The sequence below is a fragment of the Pararhizobium sp. IMCC21322 genome, from assembly GCF_030758295.1.
Lineage (GTDB): Bacteria > Pseudomonadota > Alphaproteobacteria > Rhizobiales.
This window is the reverse complement of record NZ_CP132335.1, coordinates 2,484,384-2,502,878: the sequence shown is the minus strand read 5'-3', so window position 1 is coordinate 2,502,878 and position 18,495 is coordinate 2,484,384. Positions and strand designations below refer to the sequence as shown.

The following is an 18,495-nucleotide window of genomic DNA, read 5'->3' as shown; positions in this document are numbered from 1 at the left end:
AGATTGCAATTCCAATTGAATTGGTACGACACATGAATCGCGCTGAAAAACGACGCCTTGCGAAACAGGCACAGGCTACACAGGCAGCTCCTTCCGCTACCATGCCAGTACGCAGGAACAAGCGAAACGGTGTCTACCGAACCAAAGGTGATCCACAGCAATTAATGGCGATGCTGGAGGCAGCACATAAGATTTATGCAGTTGGACAACCGGAACAGGCCAAGTTGGCATATCATGCCATTTTGCAACTCGACAGTTCCTTTCCAGATGCCAATAACTCACTTGGGATCATCGATGTTGAAGCCGGAAAGCATGATCTGGCAGAACGTTGGTTTGAAAAAGCTGCGAAAGCAGAACCTACTCGGCCGACATTTCACAACAATCGTGGTCTGGCGCTGTTGGAATTGAAGCGCAACAAGGAAGCGGTTGATTGTTTCAAAGCCTCGCTGGATGCCGATCCTGAGTTTGTGCCGGCTATGGTAAATCTCGGCAAGGGTTACAATGCAATGGGTGAATATAAAGAAGCGATCCCAGTCCTGAAAAAAGCTGTATCTATAACACCTGACTTTCTCGACGCCTACACCGAATTAGCCAGCGCGTATGGTGAAATGGGCCAAATTGATGAAGCAATTTCGTCACTTGATGAGGCGCTCAAGGTGCGCCCAACTGCCGGGCGTCTACTGAACCAAAAGGCCGGCCTTCTGACAATTTTCGGGAGACTTGAGGAAGCAGAAGCAATTCATCGCAAAATTCTTGATCACGAGCCAGACAACATAAACTCTTACAATGCGATTGCGCGGACCAAGAAATTTGAAACCTACGACGACGACATGAAGAATATGGAACGTCTTTACAAGACGATACCAGATGTCGACTATTCGAAGGTTCTGCAGGGCGAGGTGGAAAAAGAGGGACATGAAGACCCAAAAATGAATTTGGCCATGGCGCTGGCCAAAGCATTTGAGGCGATCAAGGAATATGAAAAATCCTTCTTTTACTACAAAGAAGGCAACCGGCTTAGACGCAAGAAATATTTCTACAATCAGGCTGATGATTTTCGTGAATTTGATCTGCACAGGCAACTCTTCACACCTGCGTTGCTGGCTGAATTCAAGGGTGCTGGGCATCAGGACAAAACTCCGATTTTCATTGTTGGCATGCCGCGCTCCGGCACAACCTTGCTGGAACAGGTTTTTCATTCGCATCGGGATGTGTTTGGTGCAGGTGAATTAGCATTCATGCCGCAACTGGTGCGCGAAGAATTCAAGAATATGCGCATATTTGAGAACAAGCTGAAAGCTGGCAAGGTCACCAATGAGACCTTCCGGGGTATCGGTGCCGCCTATCTTGAAAAAGTGCGTGAGATCGAAACGGACAGCCCGTTTATCACCGATAAAATGCCGCATAATTTTTTGCGGGTTGGCTTTATCAAGCTGGCATTGCCAAATGCGAAAATCATTCACAGCAATCGCAACCCGATTGACAATGCGTTTGCGATTTTCAAGCAGATTTTCGGCAATGATGGTCACCCTTATGCCTATGACCTGGTGGAACTTGGGCAGTATCACAATAAGTTTCGCGAACTGATGGCCCATTGGGATAGCATTTTTCCGGGCCAGATTCTGGAGAACCGCTATGAGGACATGGTGGCTGATCTGGAGAAACAGACCCGGACGGTTTTGGATTTCTGTGGACTGGACTGGGATCCGAACTGCCTGAATTTCCACGAGGCTGACCGTGCAATTCGAACCGCCAGCGTGACCCAGGTCAGGCAACCGATCTATAAGAGTTCAGTGGAAAAGTGGCGCAAATATGAGGCGCAGTTGCAGCCTTTGATCCGGGTTCTGGAAAAAGGGTTACCGTTTTAGGTCTCACCTATGACGACAAGCCGGCGTTCTTCCTCAGGCTGTGGCGAGCAATGATGTGTTGCCGCCGGCAGCTGTCGTATCGATGCAAACATGCCGCTCCAGAAGGCAGGGCGAGAAATCATCGCTGCTGATCAAAGGCAGTATCGGTCCGTCACGGTCGGCCAGTGCCAAGCGCACAGTGCGTTGGAATTCTGTATCTCCCCAGCATGCGACACCGTCAAAGCCTGACAGGGTTTTCAAAGCCTCCGGTGCTAACATGCCATTCAGCGTCCTCTCCCGTGACAGACCAGGCGCTATGGCAAGCGTTGCACAGCCAAGACTGGCAGCTTTGTATATTTGAGCCATGGCTGCGTCCGCAGTTGGGCCGAGGCACAGGATGACACCTTTGGAAAATACGCTTAATCGGTTGGACTCGCCGGTTGGGCCGGGCATGTCATTGACTTCCATCAGTTTTGGGCCAAGCTGATTTGAGGATGGCTGATATGTATCCAGAGCCGCCTGCACAGTGGCATGCGAAATCGGCAGTGCATTTTTGGGCCACTGAACTTCGATATTTGGCGACTTTGTAAATCGTTTCAGATAGTGCGGCCCCCCGGCTTTTGGCCCCGTGCCCGACAGGCCCTCGCCGCCGAAAGGCTGGGATGCGACCACAGCGCCAATCTGATTGCGGTTGATATAGATGTTTCCACATTTAATGCTGTCGATAATGGTCTGAACGCGGTCATCAATTCGGGTGTGCAATCCGAAGGTCAGGCCAAAGCCCTTGCTGTTTATGGCTTTTATGACAGTTGCCAATTGACTGGTCCTGAAAGTGGCCACGTGCAAAACAGGGCCGAAAATCTCTTCGTCCAAATCCTCAATTCCGCTGATGGAAATCAGTGCCGGCCCGACAAATGTGCCTTCTTGTGGCGCTTCCAGTTGTTTCAGGAGGCGGCCTTCCTGCGCGGCTTTGCGAATGTGATTGTCTATCTTCGCTTTCGCAGGCTGATCAATTACGGGACCAATATCGGTTTGCAAATCTGCCGGATCACCGATCACCAGCGCATCCATGGCACCTTGCAGCATTTTCAACAGTTTTGGCGCGATGTCCTCCTGCACATACAAGACACGCAAGGCAGAGCAGCGCTGACCTGCACTTTGAAAAGCTGAGGCAATAATGTCTCGCACGGCCTGTTCCGGCAGGGCGGAACTATCCACAATCATGGCGTTGATGCCCCCCGTCTCGGCAATGAGTGGTGCATCGGGCGCGGCATGTTTGGCCATCTCGCGGTTGATGCGCATGGCTGTCGGAGTGGATCCGGTGAAGCATACGCCACTGATACGCGGATCAGACACCAGCGCCTGACCAATTTCTGCGCCTGCCCCGGGAAGCAATTGAAGGGCAGCTTTTGGAATACCTGCCTTGTGCAACAGGGAAACCGCATGAGCTGCAATCAAAGGGGTTTGTTCTGCAGGCTTGGCGAGCACGGTATTGCCAGCGGCCAACGCGGCTGAAATCTGGCCGCTGAAAATGGCCAATGGAAAGTTCCATGGGGAGATGCAGACAAACACACCCCTGCCCTCAACCGGGCCGTTCATAACCATCCGCTCCATTTCAGCGGCATAATACCTCAGAAAATCAACGGCTTCGCGCAGCTCTGCAATTGCATCAGCTGCAGTCTTGCCTGCCTCCTGACACGCCAGCGCAAAGAACCGCTCTGCATCGGCCTCATAAAGTTCAGCGGCATTGCGCAAGCAATTCGCCCGTTCTGAAGCCGGTGTTGCCGACCAAATGACAGCGCCCTCCACTGCCGCCGCTATTGCATCATTCACCGAACCCAATGCTGTATCAGCTGCGTGGCCGATGATTTGGTTTGGTCTTGCAGGATTGAATCTTGAAGCAACGGTCGGCGTTTGGTGTTTCTCAACCACGGCCAGCATCGGATTTGTATTCTCTTTCGGCAAGGCGGTCGCCATGGCCTGCGTCACGAATGCCTGATCGCGGCAATCAGTAATGTCCCAGCCTTTGGCATTTCCGCGCACATCACCAAACATTTTGCTCGGATGGGCAATTTTCGGGTTTGGCGCATCCTTCAGATAGTTGGACACCGCCACAAAGGGATCTGCAACAATGGTTTCCACCGGCACTTGCTTGTCCACAATCTGATTAACGAAGGAGCTGTTCGCCCCGTTCTCCAGAAGCCGCCGAACCAGATAGGCCAGCAAATCCTCATGCGCACCAACAGGTGCATAGATGCGACAGCGCGACTGATGGCCTGCCATTACCGCATTATGCAAAACCTCCCCCATGCCGTGCAGCCGCTGGAACTCAAACGCCGGATTGCCTTCATCAGCGGCCATAGCCTGCACAGCGGCAATGGTGTGCGCATTGTGGGTGGCAAATTGCGGGTAGATGCGGTCCGCGCAGCGCAGCAGCTTTCGCGCACAGGCAATGTAACTGACATCGGTGGAGGCTTTGCGCGTGAAAACAGGAAACCCATCCAGCCCGAGAACCTGCGCCCGTTTGATTTCAGTGTCCCAATAGGCCCCCTTGACGAGGCGAACCATGATGCGTCGGTCCAATTTAACGGCCAATGCGTGCAACCAGTCGATGACAAAGGCAGCCCGTGGTCCATAGGCCTGAACCACAACGCCAAATCCATCCCAGTCCGCCAGCGCGGGGTTCGACAGAATACTTTCAATCACATCCAGAGACAGATCAAGCCGGTCCTGCTCTTCTGCATCGATATTGAAACCCATATTGGCTGATTTTGCGAGACTCGCCAGAGCCAGGGTTCGATTGACCAGTTCTGGCACAATCCGATCTTTCTGAGTTGCCTCATATCTTGGATGCAGAGCGGACAGCTTTACGGAAATGCCCGGATTTTCACGAATGTCATCGCTTTCGCAGCGACTGGAGATGGTGCTGATCGCATCTGAATATGACAGATGATAGCGCCTGGCATCCGCCTGAGTGCGGGCCGCCTCCCCCAGCATGTCATACGAGTAGGTGAAGCCGCGCTCTTCCTGTTTGGCGGCGCGTAGCATAGCTTCGTCAATGTTACGACCCAGAACGAATTGCTGACCCAATTCACGCATCGCCTGTGCCACCGCAGTGCGGATCACCGGCTCGCCGACCCGCTTGAGCAACGAGCGCAAAGTTCCGGCAATTCCTGCGTCCTCGCGCAGAACAGTGCCGGTCAGCATCAACGCCCAAGTGGATGCGTTTACCAAAGAGGAGTTGGACTGACCCAGATGTGCACCCCAATTGGATGGCGAGATTTTATCTTCAATCAGCGCATCAATCGTGTCGCTGTCGGGCACACGCAACAAGGCTTCGGCCAGGCACATAAGTGCAACGCCTTCCTTTGTCGACAGGCCGTACTCGGACAGAAAAGATTCCATCAAGCCAGGGTTCCGGACCTTGCGAACGTCCTTCACCAGCTTTGAAGCTTCCTCTTTGACCGAGGCCGCCATATCGGGCGTTTGTTCTGCAAGCTCAATCAATTGACGCAGAGCGGCCGCCTCGTCTGACAACACATGGTCGCGAATTTTTTCTCTTAATTGAGAAAGATCGGCAGAAACTTCATTCAGCGTGTTCATGTCATGAGCCCTTGTGTTGCGCTCGAAATTAAGCCCGGCATTGATGTTGGTTTTAGAAAGTGTTCAGTCACTTTGTCTGCTGGACACATATTATAAGCATCAAATTCGTTTTTTCTCCCGCAAATACGGTTTACGGCGTATAATCGCCTGATAAGACCATATTTTTCAGGTTATTTCCCCGTGGATGAAACAGAATTTTACGCAAACGATCTTGATAGTTTTGATGAAAAGATTCTCCGGGTTCTGGCCCGCAATGGCCGGATAACTGTTACCCAATTAGCAGAGACAATCGGCCTGTCAAAATCTCCCTGTCAGGTGCGGCTAAAGCGTTTGGAATCAGAAGGTTATATTCTTGGCTATCGTGCTGTCCTGAATGCGCAGAAACTGGATCGTGCCCACATCGCCTTTGTTGAGGTCAAGTTGAAGGACACACGCGAGCCCGCGTTGCAGGCGTTCAATCTGGCTGCCCACAGGGTGGGTGAAATTGAAGAGTGCCATATGATTGCGGGCAGCTTTGACTATCTTCTGAAAGTCAGAACCAAACATATCTCCGAATATCGCCGCGTTCTGGGCGAAACCATCTCCAGTCTACCGCATGTGGCGCATACCAGCACGCATGTGGCTATGGAAGCGGTTAAAGACCGTGGGGTGTGACCCTCAAGCGTCCTGGGCCTGCAGCCATTGATTGAACAAATTGTGCAAATGATCCCCGCTGAAACTTGGGAAATGGCCAAAACTTACGGCTTTGCGCGTTTCAAAACTCTCCAGCCAGCATGAAGGTCCTTTCGGTCAGATATGCCCACTCATCTCTGCAATTCCTGGCCTGCTACCGACCGAGTTTCATGGCATCCAGTTCTGCCAGATCACTATCTGTCAGCAAATTGAGATCGATGCCACGTGTCAGCAGAAAAATGCGGGCTGCTTCTTCCAACTCCTCCATGGCGAAAACGCTGTCTCGTATGGATTTGGCAGCCACAACAGGTCCGTGGTTGCGGATGATAATTCCGGAATGATTTTTGGCAAGCTTCTGAATTTCCGGTCCGAGGGATCGGTCTCCCGGCCTTTTGTAAGGAGCGGCAGCGATCGGACCAACGCGCATATGAACATAAGGGGTTGCTGGCGGCAGCATGTTGGTATCGTCGGTATCCTTCATGCAGGACAAACAGACGCAGTAAGTGGAATGAAGGTGGGTGACGGCTTTGGTCTCGGGCCGCCCGTGATACATGGCCAGATGCAGAAAATCTTCCTTGGTGGGTTTGTCGCCTGCCACATGATGTCCATCATCATCCAGCTTCGACAAAGTCTCTGGCTCAAGAAACCCAAAGCTGGAGTTTGTTGGCGTCATCAGAAACCCGCCATCTTCCAGACGACAGGACAGGTTTCCGCTCGAACCGGGGGTTAAGCCGCGCTCAAAAAGGGACCGTGCCAGCAGCACCATTTCGTCCCGTTGTTTTGTTTCACTGCTCATTGCAGACATTCCAGTGCGTGTTGAAAGAAATTTTCGTCACCAAAGTTTCCCGATTTCAAGGCAAGTGCAATATCGAAAGCGCCGCTTCTGGTATAGGTCCAGGGCACGCCCGGCGCTATTTCCTGACCTATTTTCAATTGCTCAACGGCCAGGGCTTTTGTGACTGCACCAGAGCTTTCGCCTCCCGCCACCACAAAACGACGATGGCCGATCTGCAAGGCAAATTGGGCGAGTTCTGCCAGCGCATCTTCTACCACCTGCCCGGCCCGGTCCCGGCCCAAAGTAGATTGAGCCTGTTTCACCGCATCCGGATCAGCCGTCGCATATATCAGTTTTGGTGCGTTGACCGGTTGAGACTCCAACCAGTTTTTTGCCTTCTCCAACGCGCAACCTCCGAGCGCCAGTTCCAGCGGCTCCAATTTGAGAGAAGGATGGCCGCTGGCAAATCGCGCCACTTGTTTCTGTGTCATTGCAGAGCAACTGCCGCTTAGGACCAATGGTGCGTTTGTCGTGTTTGGGGTTTCCAGAGCAGCGCGGTCATCATTGCCAATGCCTGAAAGTGCCCGAACCAGCGGCAGCGCAATCGCACTTCCGCCTGTGATGAACTTCATGGGCGCTATGGCTGGTCCCAGAATTGAAAGGTCCTCATCATTGATCGCATCCAGAACAATATGTGAGATGCCTTCAGCATCAAGCTCCGCCAGTCTGGACTGAACTGCTTTAACGCCGCCAGATATCGTTTTGCGGTTCACCAGACCAACAGGCTTGGTTACTTGCGGATTCAACAGACGCAGCAGATTGGAATCTGTCATTGGGGTCAGGGGGTGAGCGCGCATGGGACTGTCGCTCAACAATTCTTCGCCAACAAACATATGCCCCTGAAACACCGTGCGCCCGTTTTCCGGGAACGACGGACAATACACGGTCTGATTACAGCCCAATTGCCGCATGATAGCCTCCGCGACCGGACCGATATTGCCTTTTGCCGTGGAATCGAACGTCGAGCAGTATTTCCAGAAGAATGTCCCTGCGCCTATCTCCTGAAGCCAGACCAAAGCCTTCAACGCCTCGGCAACAGCCTCATCAACCGGTTCAGTTCTGATTTTAAGGGCCACAACCTCACAATCCGCATCAGAAACTGTTCCCGGTTCTGGAATACCAATGCGTAGCGATACCGACAGGCCGGCGCGCGCCATCAGAGCTGCAAGATCCGTTGCACCTGTAAAATCGTCGGCGACAGCGCCCAGTATCACTTTCTTTTGGCTCATAATACTTTGCCTTTGGGCGGTACATGCAGGGCAACAATGCTGTCATCACCGGAGAAGACAGGCTCGTAGATGGATCGAACAATCGGATCATGACCGGGAATGATGTGGTCGTCACTTTCGGCAAGCTTTTTAAGTGTGCGAAAGCCAGTCAGCATGTCTTCAACATTTACAACAATGGGAAAGGGTTTCTCACGACGGTAATTCTCGAAATAGTGGCTTGCATCAGAGGCCAGAACAACCCAGCCACGCGCGGTTTTGACACGCACGCATTGCAGCCCCCTGCTGTGCCCACCAATGAGATGAGTTTCAACGCCGTCTGCTATGCTTGCGCTGCCCGATGAAAACTGGACCCGGCCCGCAAACAATGCCCGCACCATGTCGCAGACATGCTCTCCTGTGAAAGGCGCGCGCAAATGATCGTGGCACATGCAAGGCCCCGTCGCATAAGCCATTTCAATGGCTTGAACGTGAAGCTTGGCTTTGGGAAAAGCCGTCAGGCAGCCAGCATGGTCATAATGCAGGTGGGTGATGATGACCGTGTCAACCGTATCGGGATCAACACCAAACTGCCGCAGCTTATCTGCCGGATTGATCTGGATTTTACGGTTTCTGGCCTGCCCCTCCTCTGTATCGTACCCGGTATCCACCACGATGGTCTTTGATCCCTGACGCAGCACCCATACAAAATAATCCATAGCGTGCGGCAGATCGTGATGGGGGTCTGCCAGAAAGGAATCTGCGCGCGTTCTTGTGTTGCGTTCAGCATATTTCAGCGCAAAAACGTCCCAAATATCACTCACATTAAACTCCTAGAGGTGATTCAAATTGTGATGTGTGATCAGATCAACCAGCATGGTCTTTGCATTTTTCCGATGGTCGCGGTGGAGGTTCCGCGCGGCCTGCCAGTCCCCCGACTGTACAAAACTCACCAATCGTCTGTGATCTTCGTTGGACCGCATAGGCTTTGGCCGCAGTGTCAAAGTGGCCATACGGGCGCGGTGAACCTGATCCCAGAACGTCGCGACCACTTTTGACAAGCGAGCATTTCCTGCAAGACGCACCAAATCCATGTGAAAAGCCTCATCTGCATAGGCCCAGGCAATCAGATCATTTGCCTGCAGCGCCGCATCCATAGCGCTTACGTGAGACATCAAAAGACTATGACCGTGTTCGCTAAGCCCATCACGCGCAACCTTTTCGGCGGCATATGGCTCCAGTTCGGTCAAAAGATCGTAAATGTCCTGCATGTCTTCTATCGAAATTGGCAGGATCGTTATGCCGTGCCTCGGCCTGATGCTCAAAAACCCTTCGCTTTCGAGCTGAAGCGTCGCCTCGCGCACCGGTGTGCGGCTCATCCCCAACATCTCGGCAAGTTCCGTTTCCAGATAAGACGCCGAGGGTTTGAGCGCATTATCCATAATCAGGCCTTTCAGCGTTTGATAGGCCTGTTGCGTGCGTGTGTCGGTTTTTCGTGCAGAGCCTGCCACTAACTGATGTCTCCCTCATCCAGCGACAATCTTACGCCTTCATCTGAAGCCCGGTAAACCAAGGTCTGGATTTCAAGGTTTTTCAGGTAGTTTGTGGCGGTGTTTTCAAGTGTTTTTCCCGCTCGCAAATGCGCCACGACATGATGTTGCAGATGGTAGACACAATCGCCGCCAAAGTCCCTGTCCTCAAAAGAATATGCGTGAGTTTGCCAATGATTTTCACCAAAATTGCGCAACTCGATCGCGCCGTCGCCAGAGAGCCGCAAACTGGCCTGGCTTCCCTCAATCAGAAATTCACCCATCGTCAGCCGTCTGTTCTGTGCCACATGGTCCAGCGTTCTGTTGCCATCGAAACCAATGCGTGCACCATCCGCCATCTGGAATGTGAAGGTGCCGCTGTCTTCGCCGGCAATGACGGGATTTGTCCGAAACAGATCTGCGCTCACAGCAACCGGCTCTCCAAACAGAAAGCGAAAGACATCAATCCAGTGAACGCCTGTTTCACGGATTAGAAATTGCTTCATGTCTCTGAAATAGGGCTGACGATCCAGGTAGGCGTCGTCGGCCGCGCCATCGCCTGGCCTCAATCTGAATTGGGCCTGGACGACGCGGCCCAACCGTCCATCTGCGAGGATGTTGCTGATCTCCCGGTACCAAGGTTGAAACCGAAAATTTTCATGAACCACCAACAGTGTCGAGCTGCTGTCACTCAAGGATGCAAGTTCCTGAGCTTCAGCCAGATTTTCGCAAAACGGTTTTTGGCAAATCACGGCTCGCACACGCCCCAGCATAGGGCGGATCAAATCGAGATGCGTGGCCGACGGCGTGGCAATATCCAGAATATCGAATTCACCGGACGAGAGCATGTCCTCTACGCTCTCAAATACGTCAATCTGCGGCGCGACCTTCAACGCTGCAGATCTTCGTTCAGCGCTGGGATCTGCCAGTGCCTGCAAAGACGCTCCAGTCAATCGCTCCCAGGCATTCAGGTGGAATTCCGCAAAATAGCCATATCCCACCATCCCGACACGCAAAGCAGGCATTGCCATGGGTCAAGCCACCTTATCGGAAACACCGTTTGATGCTGCCCGTTTTTCGATGTTCGCGATCACGGACGCCGCACATTCGATCGTGTTGGCTGCACCGCCCAGATCACCGGTCAGATGACGCTGTGCCACAACATTTTCACCAACAGCTTCGTCTATTATGCGCGCCGCCTTCGCCAAATCCTGATCCTCATGCTCAACGGCCAACCATTCCAGCATCATCGCTGCTGACAGGATCATTGCCAGTGGATTTGCTATGCCCTTGCCTGCAATATCTGGCGCGCTGCCGTGACACGGTTGGAAAACAGCGGCGTCATCTCCAATATCAGCAGAAGGCGCCAGTCCGAGTGTGCCCATGATTCCGGCACCCAGATCGGACAAAATGTCACCAAACATATTTTCGGTGACCAGAACATCAAATTCCCAAGGCTTTTGAACCATCCACATGGCCAGAGCATCGACATAGGCCGTATCAGCCTCGATTTCGGGGAATGCCTTTGCACGTTCCATGAAAATCGAGCGGAAGAACCAGAAGGCACGGAACACATTGGCTTTGTCGACACATGTCACACGTGCTGTGCGATCAAATTTGATTGCTCGCTGCTGTGCCAACCGAAAGGCAAAATCAAACAGCTTTTCACACACCGGACGGGTAATACGCAGTGTTTCTGTCGCCTCCTGATCGCCGTGAATCTGCCCCTCATGCATGTGGGCGAACAGACCTTCGGTGGATTCGCGAATGAGAACAAAGTCAATCTGTTCCGCGCGTGGATCAGCAAGGGGCGTGGATTGCCCGGGATAAACCCGGACGGGTCTGACACCAGCGTAAAGCTCCAACTCAAAACGCAAATCAATCTGCGGTGTAATCTCGGTACCGTCGGGCTTTCGGATAGATGGCAGCCCCATTGCGGACAACAAGACTGCATCAGCAGCGCGCGCTGCATCTATAGAGGCTTTGGGCAACGCTTCGCCCGTATCCCGGAAATGTCCTGCCCCTGCCGGCACGTGCTTAAAGTCAAAGGAGAATGAACCGAAAAGACTCGCGACACGTTGCAGCAACTTCAGCGTTGGTGCCATGATCTCAGGACCAATCCCGTCACCATCGAAAACCGTGATTGCATAGACCTTCGGCTTTTGACCCAATTCACTCTCCCATATGTTTGATCCACGTGTGCATTCCAGAGCCGGTAAAACTGTCATGGATACTTACGTAATGACGTCTCGCATCACAATCTAACGGCAATTTGGTTCACTTGCACTCGGGTATTGACGTTGCTGTAATTTAATGCATACATTAATTAATGCGTTGATGCAAGCAGGTCGAAATCGTAAAATCAACGCAGCACCCATCGAATGTCGGAGGAGAAATTCGGCTTATACATTGTACGAATAGACGTCACATCTATTGCGTAATATGAATAACTCAGCAGATAATTGAAAACTCTGGTATCAAAACTCAACACATATCAGCGTCGCTTAAGACGCGGTGTTAATCGACCACCACAAAAGTCTGGGAGGACTATATGAAAAAGTTCACGAAAATCGCATTGGCGACTGTCAGTGCAATCGGCCTGATGGCTGCACCCGCCATGGCGGAAAAAGTACGTATGAAAGTCGCTTCGTCCTATCCATCTTCACAACCTTTGATTGGTTCTGCTGGTGTAGAGCTCACGAAAACGGTAACGGCCATTTCCGGTGGCGACATTGAAATGCGTTTCTTTGAGCCAGGTGCCCTTGTGCCCGCGTTTGAAGTTCTGGACGCTGTTGGCAATGGTACTGCTGATGCAGCTTGGTCAAACCCAGGCTATCACACCTCCAAGGACATCGCATTTGCCATGTTCTCAGCCATCCCATTTGGACCAGGTGCCGGCGAATATGGCGCATGGATGTTCTATGGCGGCGGCCAGGAACTGATGAATGAAAAACTTTACAACACATTCAATGTGCATTCTGAAATCTGTGGTGTTTCACCACCAGAAACATCCGGCTGGTTCCGTCAGGAAATCAAGTCTCTTGATGATATGAAGGGCATGAAAATGCGCTTCTTTGGTCTTGGTGCACGGGTCATGCAGAAGCTTGGCGTAGACACCCAGTTGCTGCCAGGTGGCGAAATCTACCCAGCTCTTGAGCGCGGTACAATTGATGCGACTGAGTATTCCATGCCTGTTGTGGATGAAGCTGCCGGTTTCTATCAGCTTGCAAAATTCAACTACTTCCCTGGCTGGCATCAGCAGTCCACATTGCAGGATCTGTTGATCAATCTTGATACCTGGAATGGCATGACCGATAATCAGCGTCTGACAATCCGGACAGCCTGTCGTGCGACCTACACCAACATGCTGACTGAAGGTGAAGCCATTAACGGTGCTGCTCTTACGCGTCTGCGTGATGAAAAAGGCGTCAACATTCGTAACTGGAATGCCGAACAATTGGCAGTTTACGAAGAAAACTGGGGCATTGTTGTGGAAGAGCTGAAAGCTGAATCTGAAATTTTCGCTGAAGCATGGGCTGCTTTGCAAGAATTTCAGACTGGATACAATGTCTGGAAAGAAAACGCGTATCTGAAATAAGGTCCGCGCAAAACGTATAAAAGACCGCGCCAGAAATGGCGCGGTTTCTTTGCTTCTTTAGGGTTTCGACTTAATTCGAGCGTCTATTTTCAGCCAACACTCCAATATTGCAGCCCATTCTTCTGATCGGCAATTCATATGAACAAAACAGCCCTTTCCCCCATCTACAATACCTTGGACTGGGTGTTGGCATGGGCAGCGCGCATCGGCGCTGTTGCAATGGTCGCTCTGATCGCAATTACCATGTACGACGTGTTGACCCGCTATTTCAGCATTCCCAAATTTGCCGGACTGAATTCCACAATGGTTCAGGAATCAGAATACTGGGCACATGGCATTCTGTTTGCGCTGGTGATGGGTTACGGGCTGACGAAGCAGGTCCATGTTCGGATTGACCTTTTGAGGGATATCATGCCTCGGAAAGTCCAATATGCCATGGAGATTTTCGGACTACTTATCTTCCTCATTCCCTTTGCCTATATCGGAACGATTTACTGCTACACCTATGCTGTAAAATCCTTTGTAGATGGCGAGGTATCGCCCTCCACAGTCGGGCTTACCAATATCTGGCTCCTTAAATCGACACTGGTAATGATGTTCGGTCTTTTGCTGTTCGCAGGGGTTTCGCAATTTCTGAAAGCGATCGACGGCCTGCTTGGCAATTTGAGTACTGAAAACGAAGCGCGCGTGTTGGGAGGCGGTCACTGATGACCCTTGCTGAAGCACTTCCGCTGCTGATGTTTGCAGCCCTTGCGGTTTTCCTGTTTTCGGGCTTTCCCGTTGCCTTTGTTTTGGGCGGTGTTGGCCTGAGCTTTGCCTTCATCGCAATACAAGTTGATCCATGGCTGTTTGACTGGCCACAATTCAACGCCATCCCTGCCCGGGTTTATGGCAGTATCTCGACGAATTTAATCCTGACCGCCATTCCCATGTTCATATTTATGGGGACCATGCTGGAAAAATCCGGCATTGCGCGCGATCTCTTGAATTGCCTGCAAGTCATTTTGCGCCGTGTGCCGGGCGGTCTTGCGCTATCTGTGGTGATTATGGGCACCATTCTGGCGGCGACGACGGGCATTATCGGTGCATCGGTTATCATGATGTCACTTCTGGCCCTGCCGGTCATGATGGAGCGAAACTACTCACCTGCGCTTGCATCTGGAACAGTAGCGGCATCCGGTACGCTCGGCATTCTGATTCCGCCCTCCATTATGCTTGTGATCATGGCCGATCTGCTCAGTAAATCTGTGGGCAATCTGTTTGTCGCTGCGATCATCCCTGGCTTCATGCTGGCCTGCTTCTATCTGATTTACATCGTTATCCGCTGCTCCATTAATCCGACCCTGGCGCCAAAGCCACAGGGCAATATCGGCCCTGAAACCATGACCGGATATATCGGTATGATCATCCGGTCATTTGTCCCGCCTGTTATTCTGATCATCATGGTTCTGGGTTCCATTCTTGGCGGCTTTGCCACTCCGACTGAGGCCGCCTCTGTCGGTGCCTTCGGCGCAATACTTCTGGCCATTTTCAACCTGATCCTGCTGCCAGCGCTCAAAATTCCGGATATGGAGTTTGAAGGACAAGCAAAGCTGGAAGACGACAATTTCAAGGAAGGCGAAGGCCTTTTGGGTCGGTTCTGGCGCATCTTCAAAGATGTGGTCATGCGCTCAGCTCTGACCAATGCAATGATCTTTGGTATTTTCATTGGTGCGACCCTGTTTTCCTATGTCTTCCGTCAGATTGGCGGCGAGGAAGTTGTCATCCATATTTTTGACAGTTGGGGACTGGGATCTTGGGGCATCCTGTTTGCACTGATGGTGCTGGTGTTCATATTGGGCTTCTTTTTCGACTGGATTGAAATCACCCTTATTGTGCTGCCGGTTTTTGCACCCATTATTGCAAATCTCGACTTTGGCGACCACGTGGCTGCAATCGATACCGTTTACTGGTTTGCCATCCTCATGGCGATCAATCTGCAGACATCGTTCCTGACACCGCCATTCGGCTTTGCCTTGTTCTATCTGAAAGCGGTTGCGCCTCCAGAGATCAAGATTCAGCATATTTATGCGGGGATTATTCCCTTTGTGATACTGCAATTGACCGGTCTGTCTTTGGTCATGCTGTTTCCCGAGCTGGCCCTTTGGCTGCCAAGGCTCCTCCTCGATTAATGAAGGTCATGCCCGATGTTTGTCGTGACAGTACTATGGAAAGCAAAGCCGGATCAGGCGTCGGCTTTTGCTCAGCGTCTGGTCGTGCAGGCGCGTAATTCTCTGGCCAACGAGCCCAATTGTCTTCAGTTCGATGTGGCGGCGGATCCAGATGATCCGACATGCTACTTCCTCTATGAAGTCTATCGTGCTCCGTCAGATTTTGATGCTCATCTTTCCTCGGATCACTTCCTGAAATTTGCGGCTGAAACAGAAGCAATGGTGGATGAGAAAACCATCAGACTGTATCATCGTGTTGCCCCGGAAACATGATTAACTTCCTCAATATTCTGGAACTCACGCTACCGTTTTTTGCCGTTGTTGCCCTCGGCTACGCTGCCGGGCGAACGAATATGATCGACCCGAAAAGCGCGGGCTCGATCAATGTGTTTGTTTTCTATTTTGCTATGCCCGCCCTCGTTATCGGAGCTTTGGCGCGACAGGATATTGCCGCCATTTTGGACTGGCGCTTTCTTGGCGGTTGGCTGGCCGCCGCCTTGATCCTGTTTGTATTAGGCATGTTGTTTGCCAGGAGCTTCTTTAAGGCAACCCGTCAGGAAATGGCGTTGTTTGGTCAGGGATCCTCAATCGCAAATATTGGCTTTCTGGCCATCCCGATTGTCGGTGCCACTTTCGGGCCGGAAGGTGTGCGCTTGTCTGCAGCGGCCCTGATTATTGATCTGATGGTGATGATACCGCTCTCGATCATGATAATTGAATCTGCGGGCGGAGGAACGCACGGTGCTGCCGTGAAGCGCGCCCTGATCGGCGCCATCCGCAATCCGTTCGCAGTGGCAATCATGGTTGGGGTGGCACTGTCTGCCAGCGGCATAGGACTGCCAGGAGCCGCTGGCACCTTCAGCAATTTTCTGGGCGGTGCTGCAGCCCCAGCGGCCCTGTTTGCACTGGGCATGTCGCTGTCACAGCGCAGCGTCGGGGAGAATTTGACGCCAGTTATCAGTATGACTTTTCTGAAATTGGTAGTCCACCCGCTCGTCATGGCCCTCACGCTCTATTTGCTTGGCCTGCCAGCAAGTATCGTGACCATGGGAACCATCATTGCGGCCATGCCGGTGGCGCAGAATGTCTATGTTATGGCAGAGCACTATGGTGTGATGGCCCGACGCAGTTCTGCGGCCATCTTGCTATCGACAGTCGCTGCCGTGTTTACCATTACACTGCTGCTTTTCCTGTTGACCTAGCTCAGTTTCTGGCAGGTATCGCAGACGAAGGCGCGGCGCGTTGCCATTTCGAATTTGCGTACCGGACCCTCGCATTTCGGACAGGTCTCCAGATTGAAAATATTGACCTTTTCGCCATAGCGTTTGCCTGAGCGCGTGCCACCATCAACCGTGATTATGGCGTTCTTCTGCACACCGATTTCAAGCAATGCGCAACTGTCTGACCAGATTGCATTGAACGCATCCCGTGTGAGCGCAGTACCTGGCAAGTCCGGATGAATGCCCTGTCGCCACAGGATTTCCGTGCGGTAAATATTGCCAATACCAGCCATGATTTCCTGATTCATGATCAGAACGCCAATTGGAGAACGGCTTTTGACGATGCGGGCATAAGCACGATCCGGGTCAGCATCAGAGCGCAGCACATCCGGGCCAATACGGCTGAACAAGGCCGCCCTGCCTTCCGGATCAAGTATCTTGCAGGTATTCGGGCCGTTGATATCGACACCATATTCAGCAGCTTCCAGACGAACCCGAACCGCACCCTTTGGCTCTGCCATGGGCTGTGCCTGCTTCCGGATTTTGCCATAAAGACCCAGATGGATGTGAAGCGTATCACCGCTTTCAAAGCCGTATAGAAGATGTTTTCCAAGCGCTTCCACGTTCTGGCAAACCTGCCCGTCAAGATGCTCGGCACCTTCCAAAAACCGGCCTTGTGGCGATGAAACGGCCAGTTCTCTGCCCGCAAACAATGGCTGCTGATCGCGGGCGGCGCGGTGAATCGTATGTCCTTCAGGCATGGCTTTCCTATATTATGTATTGCTGCGAAAGCCTATTCTGCGGCCTCCTGAACCAGCGCTTCTACCCTGACTGCACAGAATTTGAACTCCGGAATTTTACCAAATGGGTCAAGTTGCGGATTGGTCAATGCGTTGGCTGGCGCTTCTGCGTAGCAAAATGGGATGAAGATCAGCCCTTGCGGCAACTCCCAGTCTTCCCGCAGTTTCAGGGTGATGCTGCCGCGACGGGTCGTCACGCAAACCATATCGCCTGCGCTGAGGTTCATGCGGCGAATATCGGTGCCGTTCATACTGACCATCGCTTCCGGTTCCAGCAAATCTTCGGCGCCATGCAACGCACATGTCAGACTGTCGCAGACACGCAGTGTGATGTCCGGCAGCGGTGCCTCATCATCTTCCAGCACCGTGAAATGGGCATAGAAAGTTGCGATCTCATAAATCTCTGACCTGGACAGGTCCATCCATTACGACAGAGCGCGCAAATGTCGGGCATGGAGACAGTTAAATTCATCCTGAATGGTATGGAGGTACTCGATCAGCATATCGCGTTGCGGAGCGCCCTGAAGCAGGTCTTTGACCTGCTCAAAGGCAACAGGGTCCAACTGACCGCCCTTGTTGTAGGCATGGGCTTTGCGACGCCCCGAGCCGGGATGGATGCGGGTTTGCGTATCGGCCTCAGGCGTATTTTCAATCAACGTAACCGACATACAGCAATCTCAGATTGGTGTTCATGCTGAAAAGGATAGCAAAATATGTTCCCGTGCTCATCGCCAGCCCGACACCCATTGTCGGAAATTGCGACAGTTGAGAAGCGCCAAAACAAAAATCGTTATGGGCCGTGGATCAAATGATGCGTGCGGGAATGGTTTGATCCCGTTTCTGCGAATAATTTTCACGCCGACAAGTTGCTGTTCATGGTAGCCAATGGGGAGCCAACCAAAGCGATTCCCGAGCTAAAGAGCCCATCTTGTTGACGTTGAACCACCGGATTATCCAGATCGAAATTTCGAGAAAA

At 52.2% G+C, this 18,495-nt stretch carries 17 protein-coding genes; 7 read left to right on the top strand and 10 right to left on the bottom strand.

From position 1 onward, the window contains the following. The first annotated feature begins 32 nt into the window (after window positions 1–32). Window positions 33–1,868, top strand: a complete 1,836-nt coding sequence (locus RAL91_RS11865) for a tetratricopeptide repeat-containing sulfotransferase family protein (RefSeq protein ID WP_306262510.1) — start codon at window positions 33–35, stop codon at window positions 1,866–1,868. Between the two features lie 33 nt (window positions 1,869–1,901). Here the strand turns inward: RAL91_RS11865 and putA are convergent, their stop codons facing one another. Next, a complete protein-coding gene (gene putA, locus RAL91_RS11860; protein WP_306262508.1) occupies window positions 1,902–5,450 on the bottom strand; it encodes a bifunctional proline dehydrogenase/L-glutamate gamma-semialdehyde dehydrogenase PutA in 3,549 nt (1,182 codons plus the stop codon). Window positions 5,451–5,630: 180 nt separating this feature from the next. Between putA and RAL91_RS11855 the strand changes: the two genes are divergently transcribed. Further along, complete coding sequence (locus RAL91_RS11855) at window positions 5,631–6,104, top strand: Lrp/AsnC ligand binding domain-containing protein (protein ID WP_306262506.1); 474 nt, start codon at window positions 5,631–5,633, stop codon at window positions 6,102–6,104. Window positions 6,105–6,276: 172 nt separating this feature from the next. Here RAL91_RS11855 and otnC read toward each other — a convergent pair whose 3' ends face one another. The 6 genes from otnC to RAL91_RS11825 are packed head-to-tail and all read right to left on the bottom strand — an operon-like array spanning window position 6,277 to window position 11,862. Next, window positions 6,277–6,918, bottom strand: coding sequence for a 3-oxo-tetronate 4-phosphate decarboxylase (gene otnC / locus RAL91_RS11850; RefSeq protein ID WP_306262504.1), 642 nt, complete (start codon window positions 6,916–6,918; stop codon window positions 6,277–6,279). Then, window positions 6,915–8,186, bottom strand: a complete 1,272-nt coding sequence (otnK, locus tag RAL91_RS11845; protein WP_306262502.1) for a 3-oxo-tetronate kinase — start codon at window positions 8,184–8,186, stop codon at window positions 6,915–6,917. Before otnK ends, otnC begins: the two co-directional genes overlap by 4 nt. Further along, window positions 8,183–8,986 (bottom strand): N-acyl homoserine lactonase family protein, encoded by an 804-nt coding sequence (locus RAL91_RS11840; protein WP_306262500.1) that lies wholly within the window; start codon window positions 8,984–8,986, stop codon window positions 8,183–8,185. Before RAL91_RS11840 ends, otnK begins: the two co-directional genes overlap by 4 nt. A gap of 9 nt (window positions 8,987–8,995) precedes the next feature. Beyond that, window positions 8,996–9,673 (bottom strand): GntR family transcriptional regulator, encoded by a 678-nt coding sequence (locus tag RAL91_RS11835; protein ID WP_306262498.1) that lies wholly within the window; start codon window positions 9,671–9,673, stop codon window positions 8,996–8,998. After that, the gene (locus RAL91_RS11830) at window positions 9,673–10,722 is read right to left on the bottom strand and encodes a Gfo/Idh/MocA family protein (protein WP_306262496.1); all 1,050 of its coding nucleotides are present in this window, start codon (window positions 10,720–10,722) and stop codon (window positions 9,673–9,675) included. The genes RAL91_RS11835 and RAL91_RS11830 overlap by 1 nt, the downstream gene beginning before the upstream one ends. A gap of 3 nt (window positions 10,723–10,725) precedes the next feature. Next, window positions 10,726–11,862 (bottom strand): isocitrate/isopropylmalate dehydrogenase family protein, encoded by a 1,137-nt coding sequence (locus RAL91_RS11825; RefSeq protein WP_306262494.1) that lies wholly within the window; start codon window positions 11,860–11,862, stop codon window positions 10,726–10,728. A gap of 380 nt (window positions 11,863–12,242) precedes the next feature. Here RAL91_RS11825 and RAL91_RS11820 point away from each other — a divergent pair, with 380 nt between their 5' ends. From RAL91_RS11820 to RAL91_RS11800, 5 genes are all read left to right on the top strand, one after another. Continuing rightward, complete coding sequence (locus tag RAL91_RS11820; protein ID WP_306262492.1) at window positions 12,243–13,289, top strand: TRAP transporter substrate-binding protein; 1,047 nt, start codon at window positions 12,243–12,245, stop codon at window positions 13,287–13,289. A gap of 138 nt (window positions 13,290–13,427) precedes the next feature. Next, window positions 13,428–13,997: a TRAP transporter small permease subunit gene (locus RAL91_RS11815; RefSeq protein WP_306262490.1), complete on the top strand. Its 570-nt coding sequence runs from the start codon at window positions 13,428–13,430 to the stop codon at window positions 13,995–13,997. Then, the gene (locus tag RAL91_RS11810) at window positions 13,997–15,460 is read left to right on the top strand and encodes a TRAP transporter large permease subunit (RefSeq protein ID WP_306262488.1); all 1,464 of its coding nucleotides are present in this window, start codon (window positions 13,997–13,999) and stop codon (window positions 15,458–15,460) included. Before RAL91_RS11815 ends, RAL91_RS11810 begins: the two co-directional genes overlap by 1 nt. A 15-nt stretch (window positions 15,461–15,475) precedes the next feature. Further along, window positions 15,476–15,772, top strand: coding sequence for a putative quinol monooxygenase (locus RAL91_RS11805; RefSeq protein ID WP_306262486.1), 297 nt, complete (start codon window positions 15,476–15,478; stop codon window positions 15,770–15,772). After that, the gene (locus RAL91_RS11800; protein ID WP_306262484.1) at window positions 15,769–16,701 is read left to right on the top strand and encodes an AEC family transporter; all 933 of its coding nucleotides are present in this window, start codon (window positions 15,769–15,771) and stop codon (window positions 16,699–16,701) included. The genes RAL91_RS11805 and RAL91_RS11800 overlap by 4 nt, the downstream gene beginning before the upstream one ends. Here the strand turns inward: RAL91_RS11800 and RAL91_RS11795 are convergent. The 3 genes from RAL91_RS11795 to RAL91_RS11785 are packed head-to-tail and all read right to left on the bottom strand — an operon-like array spanning window position 16,698 to window position 18,187. Then, window positions 16,698–17,480, bottom strand: a complete 783-nt coding sequence (locus RAL91_RS11795) for an Fpg/Nei family DNA glycosylase (RefSeq protein WP_306262482.1) — start codon at window positions 17,478–17,480, stop codon at window positions 16,698–16,700. The two genes, RAL91_RS11800 and RAL91_RS11795, sit on opposite strands and share 4 nt — an antisense overlap. A 32-nt stretch (window positions 17,481–17,512) precedes the next feature. Beyond that, complete coding sequence (locus RAL91_RS11790) at window positions 17,513–17,941, bottom strand: molybdopterin dinucleotide binding domain-containing protein (protein ID WP_306262480.1); 429 nt, start codon at window positions 17,939–17,941, stop codon at window positions 17,513–17,515. A 3-nt stretch (window positions 17,942–17,944) separates the two neighbouring features. Beyond that, window positions 17,945–18,187 (bottom strand): hypothetical protein, encoded by a 243-nt coding sequence (locus tag RAL91_RS11785; protein WP_306262478.1) that lies wholly within the window; start codon window positions 18,185–18,187, stop codon window positions 17,945–17,947. Window positions 18,188–18,495: the final 308 nt, after the last annotated feature.